General features: G+C 66.9%; 13 protein-coding genes. 4 read left to right on the forward strand and 9 right to left on the reverse strand.

All coding sequences use genetic code 11. The features are described from left to right. Positions 1-6 precede the first annotated feature (6 nt). On the reverse strand, positions 7-1125 hold the full coding sequence (locus FG99_RS11310; RefSeq protein ID WP_043269633.1) for an ABC transporter ATP-binding protein: 1119 nt from the start codon (positions 1123-1125) through the stop codon (positions 7-9). A 218-nt stretch (positions 1126-1343) separates the two neighbouring features. Between FG99_RS11310 and FG99_RS11315 the strand changes: the two genes are divergently transcribed. Further along, entirely contained in the window at positions 1344-2243 is a 900-nt protein-coding gene (locus tag FG99_RS11315; protein ID WP_009615073.1) for a LysR substrate-binding domain-containing protein, read from the forward strand. A gap of 304 nt (positions 2244-2547) precedes the next feature. Here the strand turns inward: FG99_RS11315 and FG99_RS11320 are convergent, their stop codons facing one another. The 4 genes from FG99_RS11320 to trxA form a co-directional block, all read right to left on the reverse strand. Then, positions 2548-3516 (reverse strand): CDP-6-deoxy-delta-3,4-glucoseen reductase, encoded by a 969-nt coding sequence (locus FG99_RS11320; RefSeq protein WP_043269635.1) that lies wholly within the window; start codon positions 3514-3516, stop codon positions 2548-2550. 162 nt (positions 3517-3678) lie between these two features. Continuing rightward, on the reverse strand, positions 3679-5145 hold the full coding sequence (ubiD, locus tag FG99_RS11325; protein WP_043269637.1) for a 4-hydroxy-3-polyprenylbenzoate decarboxylase: 1467 nt from the start codon (positions 5143-5145) through the stop codon (positions 3679-3681). Positions 5146-5261: 116 nt separating this feature from the next. Further along, entirely contained in the window at positions 5262-6524 is a 1263-nt protein-coding gene (gene rho, locus FG99_RS11330; protein WP_009615070.1) for a transcription termination factor Rho, read from the reverse strand. 246 nt (positions 6525-6770) lie between these two features. Beyond that, positions 6771-7097 (reverse strand): thioredoxin TrxA, encoded by a 327-nt coding sequence (gene trxA / locus FG99_RS11335; protein WP_009615069.1) that lies wholly within the window; start codon positions 7095-7097, stop codon positions 6771-6773. A 194-nt stretch (positions 7098-7291) separates the two neighbouring features. Between trxA and ppx the strand changes: the two genes are divergently transcribed. After that, entirely contained in the window at positions 7292-8794 is a 1503-nt protein-coding gene (gene ppx / locus FG99_RS11340) for an exopolyphosphatase (protein ID WP_009615068.1), read from the forward strand. A gap of 346 nt (positions 8795-9140) precedes the next feature. On the opposite strand, the gene ppk1 is transcribed toward ppx, so the two are convergent. Continuing rightward, complete coding sequence (gene ppk1 / locus FG99_RS11345) at positions 9141-11351, reverse strand: polyphosphate kinase 1 (protein WP_043269639.1); 2211 nt, start codon at positions 11349-11351, stop codon at positions 9141-9143. Between the two features lie 22 nt (positions 11352-11373). Beyond that, positions 11374-12387, reverse strand: coding sequence for a porphobilinogen synthase (gene hemB, locus FG99_RS11350; RefSeq protein WP_043269641.1), 1014 nt, complete (start codon positions 12385-12387; stop codon positions 11374-11376). A 244-nt stretch (positions 12388-12631) separates the two neighbouring features. On the opposite strand from hemB, the gene FG99_RS11355 reads away from it, so the two are divergent. Then, positions 12632-13195 (forward strand): DedA family protein, encoded by a 564-nt coding sequence (locus tag FG99_RS11355; protein ID WP_099049022.1) that lies wholly within the window; start codon positions 12632-12634, stop codon positions 13193-13195. Here the strand turns inward: FG99_RS11355 and FG99_RS11360 are convergent, their stop codons facing one another. Beyond that, positions 13196-14434, reverse strand: coding sequence for a sterol desaturase family protein (locus FG99_RS11360; protein WP_043269643.1), 1239 nt, complete (start codon positions 14432-14434; stop codon positions 13196-13198). Positions 14435-14574: 140 nt separating this feature from the next. Here FG99_RS11360 and elbB point away from each other — a divergent pair, with 140 nt between their 5' ends. Beyond that, a complete protein-coding gene (gene elbB / locus FG99_RS11365; protein ID WP_043269645.1) occupies positions 14575-15228 on the forward strand; it encodes an isoprenoid biosynthesis glyoxalase ElbB in 654 nt (217 codons plus the stop codon). A 42-nt stretch (positions 15229-15270) separates the two neighbouring features. Here elbB and FG99_RS11370 read toward each other — a convergent pair whose 3' ends face one another. After that, entirely contained in the window at positions 15271-15723 is a 453-nt protein-coding gene (locus FG99_RS11370) for a YaiI/YqxD family protein (protein ID WP_043269647.1), read from the reverse strand. Positions 15724-15734: the final 11 nt, after the last annotated feature.

Genomic DNA, 15734 nt, shown 5'->3' on the forward strand with positions numbered 1-15734 from the left:
AGTTCCTCAGTCCAGCAGCACGCTGGCGCTGTCGCGGTCGAACTGCAGGCCCAGGCGCTCGCCGGCGGCGAAGCGCTGGCTCTGCCCGGCGCTGTTGGGCGTGCGCACGCGCAGGCGGGTGCCGTCGGCCAACTGCACCTGGTACTGCAGGTCGGTGCCCAGGTAGACCTGTTCGGCCAGGGTGCAGGGCGTGGCGTCCGCGGTGTCGGCGCCGACCAGGCGCAGGCGCTCGGGGCGGATCGACAGGGTCACCTCGGCGCCTTCGCGCAGGCCCTCGCGGCCGGCCGCGCGCAGCGTCCGGCCGCCGGGGATGCGGAACAGCGCCTGCTCGCCGGCCAGCTCGGCGACCTGCGCCGGGAGGAAGTTGGTCTCGCCGATGAAGTCGGCGACGAAGCGGTTGCGCGGCTGCTCGTAGATGTCCGTCGGCCGGCCGACCTGCTGCACCTCGCCGTTGGCCAGCACGGCGATACGGTCGGACATGGTCAGGGCTTCTTCCTGGTCGTGGGTGACGAAGATGAAGGTGATCCCGGTCTTGGCCTGGATCGTCTTGAGCTCCTCGCGCATGGCCTGGCGCAGCTTCAGGTCCAGGGCCGAGAGCGGCTCGTCGAGCAGCAGCACCTTGGGGTGCGGGGCCAGCGCGCGGGCCAGGGCCACGCGTTGCTGCTGGCCGCCGGAGAGCTGCGTCGGGCGGCGCTCGGCGAAGCGTTCCATCTGCACCAGGGCGAGCATCTCGCGCACCCGCTCGGCGACGGCCGCCTTGCCCAGGCGCTGACCCATGGGGTGCGATTCCAGGCCGAAGGCCAGGTTCTGCGCGATGGTCATGTGCGGGAACAGCGCGTAGTGCTGGAACACGGTGTTGACCGGGCGATCGTAGGGCGCGCGGTCGGCGATGTTCTCGCCGTAGAGGAGGATTTCCCCGGCGGTGGGGAACTCGAAGCCGGCGATCATCCGCAGCAGGGTGGTCTTGCCGCAGCCGGAGGGGCCGAGCAGGGTGAAGAATTCGTTGTCGCGGATGTCCAGGTCGACGCTCTTCAGCGCCACCGGGCCGCTGTCGGGGTCGCCGTAGACCTTGCGCACCGAACGGATGGAGACGGCGGCCGTCTGCAGGCTGTGCAGGGCACTCATGGATGTACCTCCGGTTCCCTCCCCCGCTGGCGCGGTGCGCGCGGAGGCTTGTATTTGTTGTGGCAGGAATGGGGAAAGCGCTGCAGCGTGTGCCGGTGACCGGCTGGTTTTGTGGTGAGGCTGCTGGGGCCGAGTGTGGCCAGATTGCGGTTGAGCAAAAAGCTCAATTTTCTTACATTCGATATTAAATAATTTAACAACGCACGAGGCCCACCCTCATGTCACTCCCCCGCTTGCCGCCGCTCAACGCCGTGCGCGCCTTCGAAGCGGCCGCGCGCCTGGGCAGCTACGTCGCCGCCTCCAGGGCGCTGCACGTCACCCAGCCGGCCATCGGCCGCCACGTGCGCCTGCTGGAGGACTGGCTGGGCGTGCAGCTGCTGGAACGCACGCCGCGCGGCGTCAGCCTGACGCCGGCCGGGCAGCGCTACTACGCGAAGATATCCACAGCGCTGCAGCAGATCGCCGAGGCCAGCCTCGAACTGGTGCCCGGTGGCTCGGCGCGCTGGCTGAAGATCCTGGTGGTGCCGGCCTTCGCCAAGCGCTGGCTGATGCCGCACCTGGAAACCCTGCGCCAGCAGCGCCCGGGGCTGAAGGTGGCGATCGAACCGAACCCGACCTTCACCGAGGTGGACGGCAACAGCGCCGACCTGGGCATCGCCTACGGCATGCCCGGCCAGTACCCGCAGAGCCAGGCCACGCTACTGCACCCGCAGGTATTCCCGGTGTGCTCGCCGGCCTACCTGGCGGCCCACGGCCCGCTGGACAGCGCCGAGGAGCTGGTGCGCCACGATCTGATCCACGTCCACGACGGCGAATGGTGGAACGCCTGGTTCGCCGCCAACCAGCTGGACATCCGCGTCAGCCCCGACGTGCTCTACGTCAGCAACGACCACGCGCTGTCCATGGCCGAGGCCGGCGCCGGCATCGCCCTGGCCAACGACGTGCTGGTGCGCAAGGAGCTGGAATCCGGCGCGCTGGTGCGGCCGCTGCCTAACCAGGTGCGCCTGGAGAGCTACCAGCTGCTGATCCCGCCGGGGCCGAGCAGCGCCGATATCGAGTGGTTCGGCGATTGGCTGGCGCAAACCCTCGCCGCGGAGTTTCCGTCGGCGTTGCCGTAGGTTGGATTAAGCGAAACGATACCGGAGCAACCGTCTTGCCGACTGCGCCGGGGCGCTCTTCGTAGGATGGGTTGAGCCTGCGAAACCCATGTTGCCGTGGCGATGGGTATCGCTTCGCTCAACGCCATCCTACGACGGTATTTCCCTGAAGGCCGCGCCGAGGTGTTTTTGTAGGAGCGGAGCTTCTCCGCGATAGCCGTAATCTCCGGCGCGATTCGCGGATGAGATCCTACGGGTTGCCCCAGCACCGTGCCCCCTGTAGGAGCGCGCCCTGCGCGCGAATCGCGGGCAGGGCCCGCTTGCCTTAATCCCGTGGCGCGTAGGCGAAGACGTCGGCGCGCATCTGGTGGGCGTCCATGCCGGCGGCCACCAGGGCGTCGAGGGTGGCGTAGACCATCGCCGGCGAGCCGCTGGCGTAGACGGTCAGGCTGCCCAGTTCGGGGAAGTCCTCGCACACCGCCTCGTGCAGCAGGCCGCAGCGGCCCTGCCAGCCGCACAGGTCGCTGACCACCTTGTGCAGGTGCAGGTTGGCCAGGCCCTTCCATTCGTCCCAGTGCGGCAGCGCGTAGAAGTCCTCGGGCCGGCGCACGCCCCAGTACAGGTGCACCGGGTGGGCGAAGCCCTGGGCGCGGCAGTGCTCGATCAGGCTGTGCATCTGCGCCATGCCGGTGCCCGCGGCGATCAGCACCAGCGGGCCTTCGGGCAGCTCGGCCAGGTGGGCGTCGCCGAAGGGCATCTGCACGCGGGCGATGCGCTCGCGCTGCAGTTGCCCGAGCAGTTCGATGGCGCTGTTCTCCCGCGCCAGGATGTGCAGCTCCAGGTCGCGCCCCTCGTGGGGCGCCGAGGCCAGGGAGAAGGCCGAGTCGTTGCCGTCCTCGCGCTCGATCAGCAGGTATTGCCCGGCGTGGTAGCGCGGCGGCTTGCCGGCCGGGGCGCGCAGGCGCACGCGCCAGACGTCGCCGCCCACCGCTTCGCACAGCGTCAATTGGCAGGCCAGCTTGCGCAGCGGCAACTCGCCCGGGGCGAGCACGCCGTCCCAGTGCAGCACACAGTCTTCCAGGGGCTCGGCCAGGCAGGTGAAGAGTTCGCCATGGTCGCGCACCTCGCCGTCCTGGCGCACGCTGCCTTCCACCAGCAGCGCGGCGCAGACGTGGCAGTTGCCGTTGCGGCAGCTCTGCGGGCAGTCGTAGCCCAGGCGCCGCGCGCCGTCGAGAATGCGTTCGCCGGGGCGCAGTTCAAGCTGGGCGCCGGAGGGTTGCAAGGTCACTCTCAAATGATCGATCTCTTTTTTCTATAGCTTGGAGAGCTGGAAGCTGGAAGCCAGAAGCTGGAAGTAAAAACCGCGTCTAGCTTCTAGCTTCTAGCTTCTAGCTTCTAGCTTCTAGCTTCTAGCTTCTAGCTTCTAGCTTCTAGCTTCTAGCTTCCAGCTTCCAGCTCAATCTATCCCCAGACTGGCCCAAAGCTCATCGACGCGACGGCTCACCGCCTCGTCCTTGACGATGGCGCGGCCCCATTCGCGGCTGGTCTCGCCGGGCCACTTGTGGGTGGCGTCCAGGCCCATCTTCGAGCCCAGGCCGGAGACCGGCGAGGCGAAGTCGAGGTAGTCGATCGGCGTGTTGTCGATCATCACCGTGTCGCGCTTGGGGTCCATGCGCGTGGTTATCGCCCAGATCACGTCGTTCCAGTCCCGCGCGTTGATGTCATCGTCGGTGACTATGACGAACTTGGTGTACATGAACTGTCGCAGGAACGACCACACGCCCAGCATGACGCGCTTGGCGTGGCCGGGGTACTGCTTCTTCATGGTCACCACCGCCATGCGGTACGAGCAGCCTTCGGGCGGCAGGTAGAAGTCGGTGATCTCGGGGAACTGCTTCTGCAGGATGGGCACGAAGACTTCGTTCAGCGCCACCCCGAGGATCGCCGGCTCGTCCGGCGGGCGGCCGGTGTAGGTGCTGTGGTAGATCGGCTTCTGGCGGCGGGTGATGCGCTCGACGGTGAACACCGGGAAGCGATCCACCTCGTTGTAGTAGCCGGTGTGGTCGCCGTAGGGGCCCTCGTCGGCCATCTCGCCGGGGTGGATCACCCCTTCCAGGACGATCTCGGCGCTGGCCGGCACCTGCAGGTCGCTGCCGATGCACTTCACCAGTTCGGTGCGGTGGCCGCGCAGCAGCCCGGCGAAGGCGTATTCGGAGAGGGTGTCGGGCACCGGCGTCACGGCGCCGAGGATGGTCGCCGGGTCCGCGCCCAGGGCCACGGCCACCGGGTAGGGCTGGTCAGGGTGCTTCTGGCACCACTCGCGGTAGTCCAGGGCGCCGCCGCGGTGGCTGAGCCAGCGCATGATCACCTTGTTGCGGCCGATCACCTGCTGGCGGTAGATGCCGAGGTTCTGCCGCTCCTTGTTCGGCCCGCGGGTGACGGTCAGGCCCCAGGTGATCAGCGGCGCGACATCGCCGGGCCAGCAGGTCTGCACCGGCAGCCTGCCCAGGTCGACCGCCTCGCCCTCTTCGATGACTTCCTGGCAGGGCGCGTCCTTGAGCACCTTGGGCGCCATGCTGATGACCTTCCTGAAGATCGGCAGCTTGCTCCAGGCGTCCTTCAGGCCCTTGGGCGGCTCCGGCTCCTTGAGGAAGGCCAGCAGCTTGCCGATCTCGCGCAGTTCGGAAACGTCCTCGGCGCCCATGCCCAGGGCCACGCGCTCGGGGGTGCCGAACAGGTTGCCGAGCACGGGCACGTCGAAGCCGGTGGGTTTCTCGAACAGCAGGGCCGGGCCCTTGGCCCGCAGGGTGCGGTCGCACACCTCGGTCATTTCCAGCACCGGGGACACCGGCACCTGGATGCGCTTGAGCTGGCCGCGCTGCTCCAGGGCGGCGATGAACTCGCGCAGGTCGCGATACTGCATGGAAGTCTCGATGGCGTAGGCGAAGATGCGACAGTTTAGCCTTTAACACCACTTCGCAGAAACACGAAGGCCGGGTTTCCCCGGCCTCGTGGCTTGCAGCGATCAACCAGCGGCGCTTACTTGCTGCGCTTCATCGAGTCGAAGAACTCGTCGTTGGTCTTGGTCTGCTTGAGCTTGTCCAGCAGGAACTCGACGGCGGCGATCTCGTCCATCGGGTGCAGGATCTTGCGCAGGATCCACATGCGCTGCAGCTCTTCCTCGCCGGTCAGCAACTCTTCGCGACGGGTGCCCGAGCGGTTGATGTTGATCGCCGGGAACACGCGCTTCTCGGAGATGCGGCGGTCGAGGATGAGTTCCGAGTTGCCGGTACCCTTGAATTCCTCGTAGATCACCTCGTCCATCTTCGAGCCGGTCTCGATCAGCGCGGTGGCGAGGATGGTCAGCGAGCCGCCTTCCTCGATGTTGCGCGCGGCGCCGAAGAAGCGCTTGGGCTTCTCCAGGGCGTGGGCGTCGACACCACCGGTGAGCACCTTGCCGGAGCTGGGGATCACGGTGTTGTAGGCACGCGCCAGGCGGGTGATGGAGTCGAGCAGGATGATCACGTCCTTCTTGTGCTCGACCAGGCGCTTGGCCTTCTCGATCACCATCTCGGCGACCTGCACGTGGCGGGTCGGCGGTTCGTCGAAGGTGGAGGCGACCACTTCGCCGCGCACGGTGCGCTGCATCTCGGTCACTTCTTCCGGGCGCTCGTCGATCAGCAGGACGATCAGGTGGCACTCGGGATTGTTGCGGGCGATGTTGGCCGCGATGTTCTGCAGCATGATGGTCTTGCCCGCTTTCGGCGGTGCGACGATCAGGCCGCGCTGGCCCTTGCCGATCGGCGAGCAGAGGTCGATCACCCGGCCGGTGAGGTCCTCGGTGGAGCCGTTTCCGGCTTCCATGGTCAGGCGCTTGGTCGGGAACAGCGGCGTCAGGTTCTCGAACAGGATCTTGTTCTTCGCGTTCTCCGGACGATCGAAGTTGATCGAATCGACCTTGAGCAGGGCGAAGTAGCGCTCACCTTCCTTCGGCGGGCGAATCTTGCCGACGATGGTGTCCCCGGTGCGCAGGTTGAAGCGGCGGATCTGGCTGGGCGAGACGTAGATGTCGTCCGGGCCGGCCAGATACGAGGAGTCGGCGGAGCGCAGGAAGCCGAAGCCGTCCTGGAGAATCTCCAGCACGCCGTCACCGGAGATTTCCTCGCCGCTCTTCGCGTGCTTCTTCAGCAGCGCGAAGATGATGTCCTGCTTGCGCGAACGGGCCATGTTTTCCAGGCCCATGGCATCGGACATTTCCAGCAATTCGGTAATCGGCTTTTGCTTGAGTTCGGTCAGATTCATAAGAAGGAGGTGTTAGATAGATATGAGGAAAGGGGAAACAAGCATGTGAGCTCGTTAATGCCGTGCCGCAGAGTGACGACAGGATCGCTTGGAAATTCGAATAGGAAGTGCGTCGGCGACGGCTTGCAGGGGACAACGTAAAACAACGTTGCAGGCCCGAATGTAACACCCGCGCCAAGGGGCGTCTAGGGGACGGAATGAAAAAAGCCCCGCGTCGTGCGGGGCTTTTCCGGGGGCTGCCGCGACTCAGATGTTGCTGTCGAGGAAGGCCGCCAGTTGCGACTTGGACAGGGCGCCGACCTTGGTGGCCTCGACGTTGCCGCCCTTGAACAGCATCAGCGTCGGGATACCGCGCACGCCGTACTTCGGCGGGGTTTCCTGGTTCTCGTCGATGTTCAGCTTGCAGACTTTCAGCTTGCCCTGATAGTCCTTGGCGATCTCGTCCAGTACCGGCGCGATCATCTTGCACGGACCGCACCACTCGGCCCAGTAGTCCACCAGCACAGGACCATCGGCCTTCAGCACGTCCTGCTCGAAGCTGGCATCGGTAACGCTGACGATATGTTCGCTCATGAAATCTCTCCGTGGGAATCGGATGCGAAAAAAAGTGGGCCCATCATAGCCCGCCTTGGCCGCCTTCCGAAAGGCGCAGGCGATTGAGTGTCGCTATCGCAGGCAGCGGCGAAACCGATCGAAGGCCCGGCGTTCGTTGGCACCGGAGGGCTATCGTGGCAGGATGGCGGGGTTAACAAACGGACCTTCGCACCATGCCCCATACCCCCGCCAAGACCTTCCCGCTGATCGCCGCCCTGGACCTGGGTTCCAACAGCTTCCACATGGTCCTGGCCAAGGCCGATCATGGCGAGATCCGCATCCTCGAGCGGCTCGGCGAGAAGGTCCAGCTGGCCGCCGGCATCGGCGAGGACCGCCTGCTCAACGAAGAGGCCATGCAGCGCGGCCTGGACTGCCTGCGGCGCTTCGCCCAGCTGATCAACGGCATGCCGCCGGGCTCGGTGCGGGTGGTCGGCACCAACGCCCTGCGCGAGGCGCGCAACCGCAACGAATTCACCCGCCGCGCCGAGGAAATCCTCGGTCATCCGGTGGAAGTCATCTCCGGCCGCGAGGAAGCGCGCCTGATCTACCTGGGCGTCTCGCACACCCTGCCGGACACCACCGGGCGCCGCCTGGTGGCCGACATCGGCGGCGGCAGCACCGAGTTCATCATCGGCCAGCGCTTCGAGTCGCAGCTGCGCGAGAGCCTGCAGATGGGCTGCGTCAGCTACACCCAGCGCTACTTCAAGGACGGCAAGATCACCCCGGCCCGCTACGCCCAGGCCTACACCTCGGCGCGCCTGGAGCTGATGGGCATCGAGAACAGCCTGCGCCGCCTGGGCTGGGACGAGGCCCTGGGCGCCTCCGGCACCATCCGCGCGGTGTGCCTGGCGATCCAGGCCGGCGGCCACGGCAACGGCGAGATCAACCCCGACGGCCTGGCCTGGCTCAAGCGCAAGGTGCTGAAACTGGGCGACGTGGACAAGCTCGACCTGGACGGCATCAAGCCGGACCGCCGGCCGATCTTCCCGGCCGGCCTGGCCATCGTCGAAGCGCTGTTCGACGCGCTGGAGCTCAAGCAGATGCAGCACTCCGAAGGCGCCCTGCGCGAAGGCGTGCTCTACGACCTGCTCGGCCGTCATCACCATGAAGACGTGCGCGAGCGCACCATCAGCGCGCTGATCGAGCGCTACCACGTCGACCTCGACCAGGCCGCCCGCGTCGAGGCCAAGGCCCTCCAGGCGCTGGAGCAGGTGGCCGAGCCCTGGAGCCTGCAGGACGACTGGCACCGCGAACTGCTCGGCTGGGCCGCGCGCACCCACGAGCTGGGCCTGGACATCGCCCACTACCACTATCACAAGCACGGCGCCTACCTGATCGAGCACTCGGACCTGGCCGGCTTCTCCCGCGAGGACCAGCAGGTGCTGGCGCTGCTGGTGCGCGGCCATCGCCGCAACATCCCGGCGGACCGCTTCGCCGAGCTGGGCCCTGAGGGCGACAAGCTGATCCGCCTGTGCATCGTGCTGCGCTTCGCCATCCTCTTCCACCACATCCGCGGCACCCAGGAAATGCCGGACGTCACCCTCAAGGTGGGTTCGAAGAGCCTGGAAGTGCGCTTCCCCAAGGGTTGGCTGGAAGCCAACCCGCTGACCCAGGCCGACTTCGAACAGGAAGCCGGCTGGCTGCAGCGCGTGGGGTACCAGTTGAGCGTGAGCTGAGGGAGCCGACTGCGCCGAGGCGCTCTTCGGAGGATGGGTTGAGCCTGCGAAACCCATGCGGTGCTGGTGATGGGTATCGCTTCGCTCAACCCATCCTACGACGGCCACGGCCCCACCCCCACCATTCCCCTGCGCGCGAATCGCGGGCAGGGCCCGCTCCTACAAGAAGCCGCACCAACCTCGACCGTAGGAGCGGAGCTTCTCCGCGATAGCCACAACCCCCGGCGCGATTCGCGGATGAGATCCGCTCCCACGCTGCCCCACCCACACCATTCCCCTGTAGGAGCGATGAGCCCATGAAAAAGCCCCGGCGCTTGCGCGGCGGGGCTTTCGGGACCAGGGCGGCTCAGCGTCCGTTGATCACCGGCGTGCACAGGCGCTCCAGCAGCATGGCCTGGGCGTTGCGCGGGTTCTGGTTGCCGGTGGGGTTCAGGCGCTGGTAGCTGCCGTCGGCCTGCAGCACCCAGGCCTGGGTGTTGTCGGCCAGGTACAGCTCCAGCTCCTTCTTCACCCGCTGCACCAGCTTCTTGCCTTCCACCGGGAAGCAGGTCTCCACGCGCATGTCGAGGTTGCGCTCCATCCAGTCGGCGCTGGAGAGGTAGAGCTTCTCGTCGCCGCCGTTCAAGAAGTAGTAGATGCGGCTGTGTTCGAGGAAGCGGCCGATGATCGAGCGCACCTGGATGTTGTGCGACACCCCCGGCACGCCCGGGCGCAGGCAGCACATGCCGCGCACCACCAGGTCGATCTTCACCCCCGCCTGGCTGGCCTTGTACAGCGCGCGGATGACCTTCGGGTCGGTCAGCGAGTTGACCTTGGCCATGATGTGCGCCGGCTTGCCTTCGGCGGCCTGGGCCGCCTCGCGGTTGATCATCTCCAGCAGGTTCTTCTTCAGCGTGAAGGGCGCGTGCAGCAGCTTCTTCATGCGCAGCGTCTTGCCCATGCCGATCAGCTGGTTGAACAGCTTGTGCAGGTCCTCGCACAGCGCCACGTCGGCGGTGAGCAGGCTGTAGTCGGTGTACAGGCGGGCGTTGCCGGCGTGGTAGTTGCCGGTGCCCAGGTGCGCGTAGCGGCGCAGCTCGCCGTCCTCGCGGCGGAGGATGAGCATCATCTTGGCGTGGGTCTTGAAGCCGACCACGCCGTAGATCACCACCGCGCCGGCCTGCTGCAGGCGGCTGGCCAGCTGCAGGTTGGACTCCTCGTCGAAGCGCGCGCGCAGCTCGATCACCGCGGTGACCTCCTTGCCGTTGCGCGCCGCCTCCACCAGGGCGTCGACGATTTCCGAGTTGGCGCCGGAACGGTACAGGGTCTGCTTGATGGCCAGTACGTTCGGGTCCTTGGCGGCCTGGCGCAGCAGGTCGACCACCGGGGTGAAGGACTCGAAGGGGTGCATCAGCAGCACGTCCAGCTTGGCCAGCACGCCGAACATGTTCTCCTTCTTCTGCAGCAGCTTCGGAATGGTCGGGGTGAACGGCGGGTACTGCAGCTCCGGATGGCTGGCCAGGCCGGTGACGCTGAACAGGCGGGTCAGGTTGACCGGGCCGCTGACCTTGTACAGCTCGCTCTCGGCCAGGCCGAACTGCTTGAGCAGGTAGTTGGACAGGTGCGCCGGGCAGGTGTCCACCACCTCCAGGCGCACGGCGTCGCCGTAGCGCCGCGAGAACAGCTCGCCGCGCAGCGCGCGGGCCAGGTCCTCGACGTCCTCGGCGTCTACCGAGAGGTCGGCGTTGCGCGTCAGGCGGAACTGGTAGCAGCCCTTGACCTTCATGCCGGAGAACAGGTCGTCGGCGTGGGCGTGGATCATCGAGGAGAGGAACACGTAGTTGTCGCCCTCCCCGGCCACGTCCTCGGGCAGGCGGATGATCCGCGGCAGCGAGCGCGGCGCCGGGATGATCGCAAGGCCCGAGTCGCGGCCGAAGGCGTCCATCCCCTCCAGCTCGACCACGAAGTTCAGGCTCTTGTTCACCAGCAGCGGGAACGGGTGGGTCGGGTCGAGGCCGATGGGGGTGATGATCGGGGCGATCTCGTCGCGGAAGAAGCGCCGCACCCAGGCCTTGATCTTCGGCGTCCAGTAGCGCCGGCGGATGAAGCGCACGCCGTGCTTGGCCAGCTCCGGCAGCAGGATGTCGTTGAGGATGGCGTACTGGCGGGAGACCTGCTCGTGCACCTGCTCGCTGATCCGCGCCAGGGCCTGGTGCGGCAGCAGGCCGTCGGCGCCGGCCTGCTCGCGGGCGAAGGTGATCTGCTTCTTCAGGCCGGCGACGCGGATCTCGAAGAACTCGTCGAGGTTGCTGGAGAAGATCAGCAGGAACTTCAGGCGTTCGAGCAGCGGGTAGGACTCGTCCAGCGCCTGCTCCAGCACGCGGATGTTGAACTGCAGCTGCGACAGCTCGCGATGAATGTAGAGGGCGCTGTCGTCGACGTTCACCGCCACCGCCGGGGCGGCGGGCGCCTCCACGGGGGGTTCGGCGACCACGGGGACCTCGACGGTCTCCAGGGTCTCGCTGACAGTCACTTCGGTTTCGATCAGGTCGGTAGCGTTCTGGCCTTCGGTATTCATCGCAAGTCTCGTCGCGGGGGCGTCAGCGCCCCCTTTTCAGTTGTTCTGCCGCACGTTTGGCGAAGTAGGTCAGGATGCCATCGGCGCCGGCGCGCTTGAAGGCCAGCAGCGATTCGAGAATCACCGCCTCGCTGAGCCAGCCATTCTCGATGGCCGCCATGTGCATCGCGTATTCGCCGCTGACCTGGTAGACGAAGGTCGGCGCGCGGAATTCGTCCTTGGCCCGGCGGACGATGTCCAGGTAGGGCATGCCCGGCTTGACCATGATCATGTCGGCGCCTTCGGCGAGGTCGGCGGCGATCTCGTGCAGCGCCTCGTCGCTGTTGCCCGGGTCCATCTGGTAGGTGGCCTTGCTGCCCTTGCCGAGGTTGGCGGCGGAGCCGACCGCGTCGCGGAACGGGCCGTAGTAGGCGCTGGCGTACTTGGCCGAGTAGGCCATGATCCGGGTGTTGATGTGCCCGGTGGATTCCAGCGCCTCGCGGATGGCGCCGATGCGGCCGTCCATCATGTCCGAGGGAGCCACCACCTGGGCGCCGGCCTCGGCGTGGGACAGCGCCTGCTTGACCAGTACGTCCACCGACTCGTCGTTCATCACGTAGCCGTTCTCGTCGAGGATGCCGTCCTGGCCATGGATGGTGAACGGGTCCAGGGCCACGTCGGTGATGATGCCCAGCTCCGGGAAGCGCTCGCGCAGGGCGCGGGTGGCGCGCTGGGCGATGCCCTCGGGGTTGTAGGCCTCGGCGCCATCGAGGGACTTCTTCTCCAGCGGCGTGACCGGGAACAGCGCCAGCGCCGGGATGCCCAGCTCCACCAGTTGCTCGGCTTCCTCCAGCAGCAGGTCGATGGACAGGCGCTCGACGCCCGGCATCGAGGCGATGGCCTCGCGCTGGTTCTTGCCGTCGAGGACGAACACCGGAAGGATGAGGTCGTCGACGCTCAGCACGTTCTCGCGCACCAGGCGACGGGAGAACTCGTCGCGGCGGTTGCGGCGCAGGCGGGTGAAGGGGAAGGCGCGTTCGGCGGAAATGAAGCTCACGGCGTACTCCAGGGCCCTGACGACAGGCACAGTGTGACAGTTATAGTCGGGGATTATGACCGATTGGTAACAAGGGGTAACAGTGACCCGGGGTCGCGGCAACCGGTCGCAGGGACCCGAAACCGCAGCATACGACCAAAGTAGGCGGTCCGGGCCATGCAAAGGCCAGCAAGCCGCCAGCAGGTGCCTTCCCCCCGGACGACAACCGCGTTAGGCTGCGCGTTCATTTTGCTGCGTTGCCTCGATAATGCTCCAACAATTCCTGCAGGATTTCGGCTATGTGGCCCTGTTCCTCGGCACCTTCTTCGAGGGCGAGACCATTCTGGTGCTGGCCGGCTTCCTTGCTTTCCGCGGCTACATGCAGCTCGAATACGTGATCGCCGTGGCCTTCCTCGGCAGCTACGCGGGCGACCAGCTCTGGTACTTCCTCGGCCGCCGCCACGGGCGCAAGCTGCTGGCGCGCAAGCCGCGCTGGCAGAAGCTCGGCGACCGCGCCCTGGAGCACGTGCGGCGACGCCCGGACCTGTGGGTGCTGAGCTTCCGCTTCGTCTACGGCCTGCGCACCGTGATGCCGGTGGCCATCGGCCTGTCCGGCTACCCGCCGGGCCGCTACCTGCTGCTCAACGGCCTGGGCGCCATCGTCTGGGCCAGCGCGCTCGGCTCGGCGGCGTACTACTTCGGCAGCGTGCTCGAAGGCGTGCTGGGCAACATCAAGAAGTACGAACTCATGGTCCTCGGCGGGCTGCTCGCCATCGGCCTGCTGCTGTGGCTGCACCGGCGCATCAAGAACAGCCGCAACGGCAACTGATCAGGCCGGCTGCGCCTGCCGCCCCTCGTGGCGCAGGCCCCACAACGCAAGCAGGCTGAGGGCGGCATGGGCGCCCAGCAGCGCCAACGCCCATCCCGGCAGCGCCAGGCCGGCCGCTGCGGCGGTGATTGCCACCCAGGGCAGGTTCAGCAATAGGCGCAGCCCTTCCAGCCGCAGCGCCCAGGCGCGGTTCTCCAGCCAGGCGCCGATGACGAACAGGCCGCAGGCCATCCACGCCCAGCCCAGCAGCAGCGCCGGCAGCGGCCAGCCCTCCCCCAGCCCCAGCAGCAAAGTGCCGCCGATCACGTAGCCGGCGAACTGCACGGTGGCGTACCACTGCCGGCCGCGGGACAGCGGCACCTCGAACTTGCGGAAGGTGGCCAGGTCGGTCTTCTGCAGCGGGTAGCGCGCCGCCACGTCGGCCGGGCGCCAGCCGGTGCGCATGAACCAGATGCGCAGCTTGTCCCACCAACTGCCCGCCCGCCGCGCGTCGTTCCACAGCGCGGCGTAGACCTGCAGGTTGGCCCACAGCGGGTTCCAGCTGGCCAGCGGCACGGTCACGCCGAACACCACCGGTTCCTCGTCCAGCTCTTCCTGGAAGGTGCTGAACAGGCGGTCCCAGAGGATGAACACGCCACCATAGTTACGGTCCATGTAGACGGGGTTCTGCGCATGGTGCACGCGGTGGTTCGACGGGCTGACGAAGAACCATTCGAACCAGCCCAGCTTGGGAATGTGCCGGGTGTGCACCCAGAACTGGTAGAGCAGGTTAAGCGCCGCCACGCTGACGAACACCAGCGGCGGCACCCCGGCCACGGCCATCGGCAGGTAGAAGATCCAGCCGAACAGGAAGCCCGTGCTGGTCTGCCGCAGCGCCGTGCTGAGGTTGTATTCCTCGCTCTGGTGGTGCACCGCGTGGGCCGCCCAGAGGATGCTGCGCTCGTGGCCCAGGCGGTGGTTCCAGTAGTAGCAGAGGTCGTAGAAGACGAAGGCGAATACCCAGACCCAGGCGCTTTGCGCGGACAGCTCGAAGAGCGCCAGGTGCTGCCAGGCGAACACGTAGGTGACCAGGCCGACGCCCTTGGTCAGCAGGCCGCTGGTGGTGGACAGCACCCCGGCGCTGAGGCTGTTCAGGGCGTCGCTCAGGCGATAGGTGGAGGTGCCGCGCCAGCGGTCGGCCAACAGCTCCAGCGCGATCAGCAGGAAGAAGAACGGCACCGCGAAGAGGATGTAGTTCATGGCGCGACCGAATCGTTATGCTTATGGATACCGATCCTAGTCCTCTGGCGCCCGGGTACAACGGCTGCCGATGACAACCCGGCCGGCATATGGCGACAGGCACGTCGCCACGCCGGCCACCCCGAACCAGGAGTACCTGCATGCACAAGAAAGTTGCCGTCATCCTCTCCGGCTGCGGCGTCTACGACGGCGCCGAGATCCACGAAAGCGTGATCACCCTGCTGCGCCTGTCCCAGCGCGGCGCGCAGGTGCAGTGCTTCGCCCCGGACATCGCCCAGCACCACGTGGTCAACCACCTCACCGGCGAGGAAATGCCGGAGAGCCGCAACGTGCTGGTGGAATCCGCACGCATCGCCCGCGGCGAGATCAAGGACGTGCGCGAGGCGAAGGTCGAGGACTTCGACGCGCTCATCGTCCCCGGCGGCTTCGGCGCGGCGAAGAACCTGTGCAACTTCGCCTTCGAGGGCGACCAGTGCGAGGTCGAGTCGGACGTGCTGGCCCTGGCCAAGGCCTTCGCCGCCGCGCACAAGCCGGTGGGCCTGATCTGCATCGCCCCGGCCATGGCCGAGCGCATCTACGGCCCGGGCATCGAATGCACCATCGGCTGCGACGCCGACACCGCCGCCGCCCTCACCCGCATGGGCGCCAAGCACGTCGAATGCCCGGTGGACGAGATAGTCGAGGACAGCCGCCACAAGCTGGTGACCACCCCGGCCTACATGCTGGCGCAGAACATCGCCGAGGCGGCCAGCGGGATCAACAAGTTGGTGGATCGGGTGTTGGAGTTGGCGTAAGGCAGGATTGGAGCTGGAAGCTGGAAGCTTCCAGCGTCTCTTTTAGCTTCTGCTCAAGCGCGTCAACAACCGATCCAGCGCATTGGCGAAAGCCTGCCGATCCTTGTCGCCATAAGGCCCCTGGCCGCCGCCCATCTGCCCCTGGTCGCGCAGGTCGGTCATCAGGTTGCGTAGCGCCAGGCGTTCGCCCATGTTCTTCGCGTCGAACTCGCGGCCGCGCGGGTCCAGGGCGTCCACGCCCTTCTTCACCAGGCGGTCGGCCAGCGGCACGTCGCTGCAGATCACCAGGTCGCCCGGCTCGGCCTGTTCCACCAGGTAATCGTCGGCGGCGTCCATGCCGCTGGGCACCACCACCAGGCTGACGCAGGCGAACGGCGGCTTGGCCACCGGCTGGCCGGCGACCAGCACCACTTCCAGCTTGCGCTTCAGGGCGAACTTCGCCACCAGTTCCTTCGCCGCGCGCGGGCAGGCGTCGGCATCGATCCAGATACGCATCGGACTCGTTT

The organism is Pseudomonas sp. AAC, assembly GCF_000725445.1.
GTDB lineage: Bacteria > Pseudomonadota > Gammaproteobacteria > Pseudomonadales > Pseudomonadaceae > Pseudomonas > Pseudomonas citronellolis.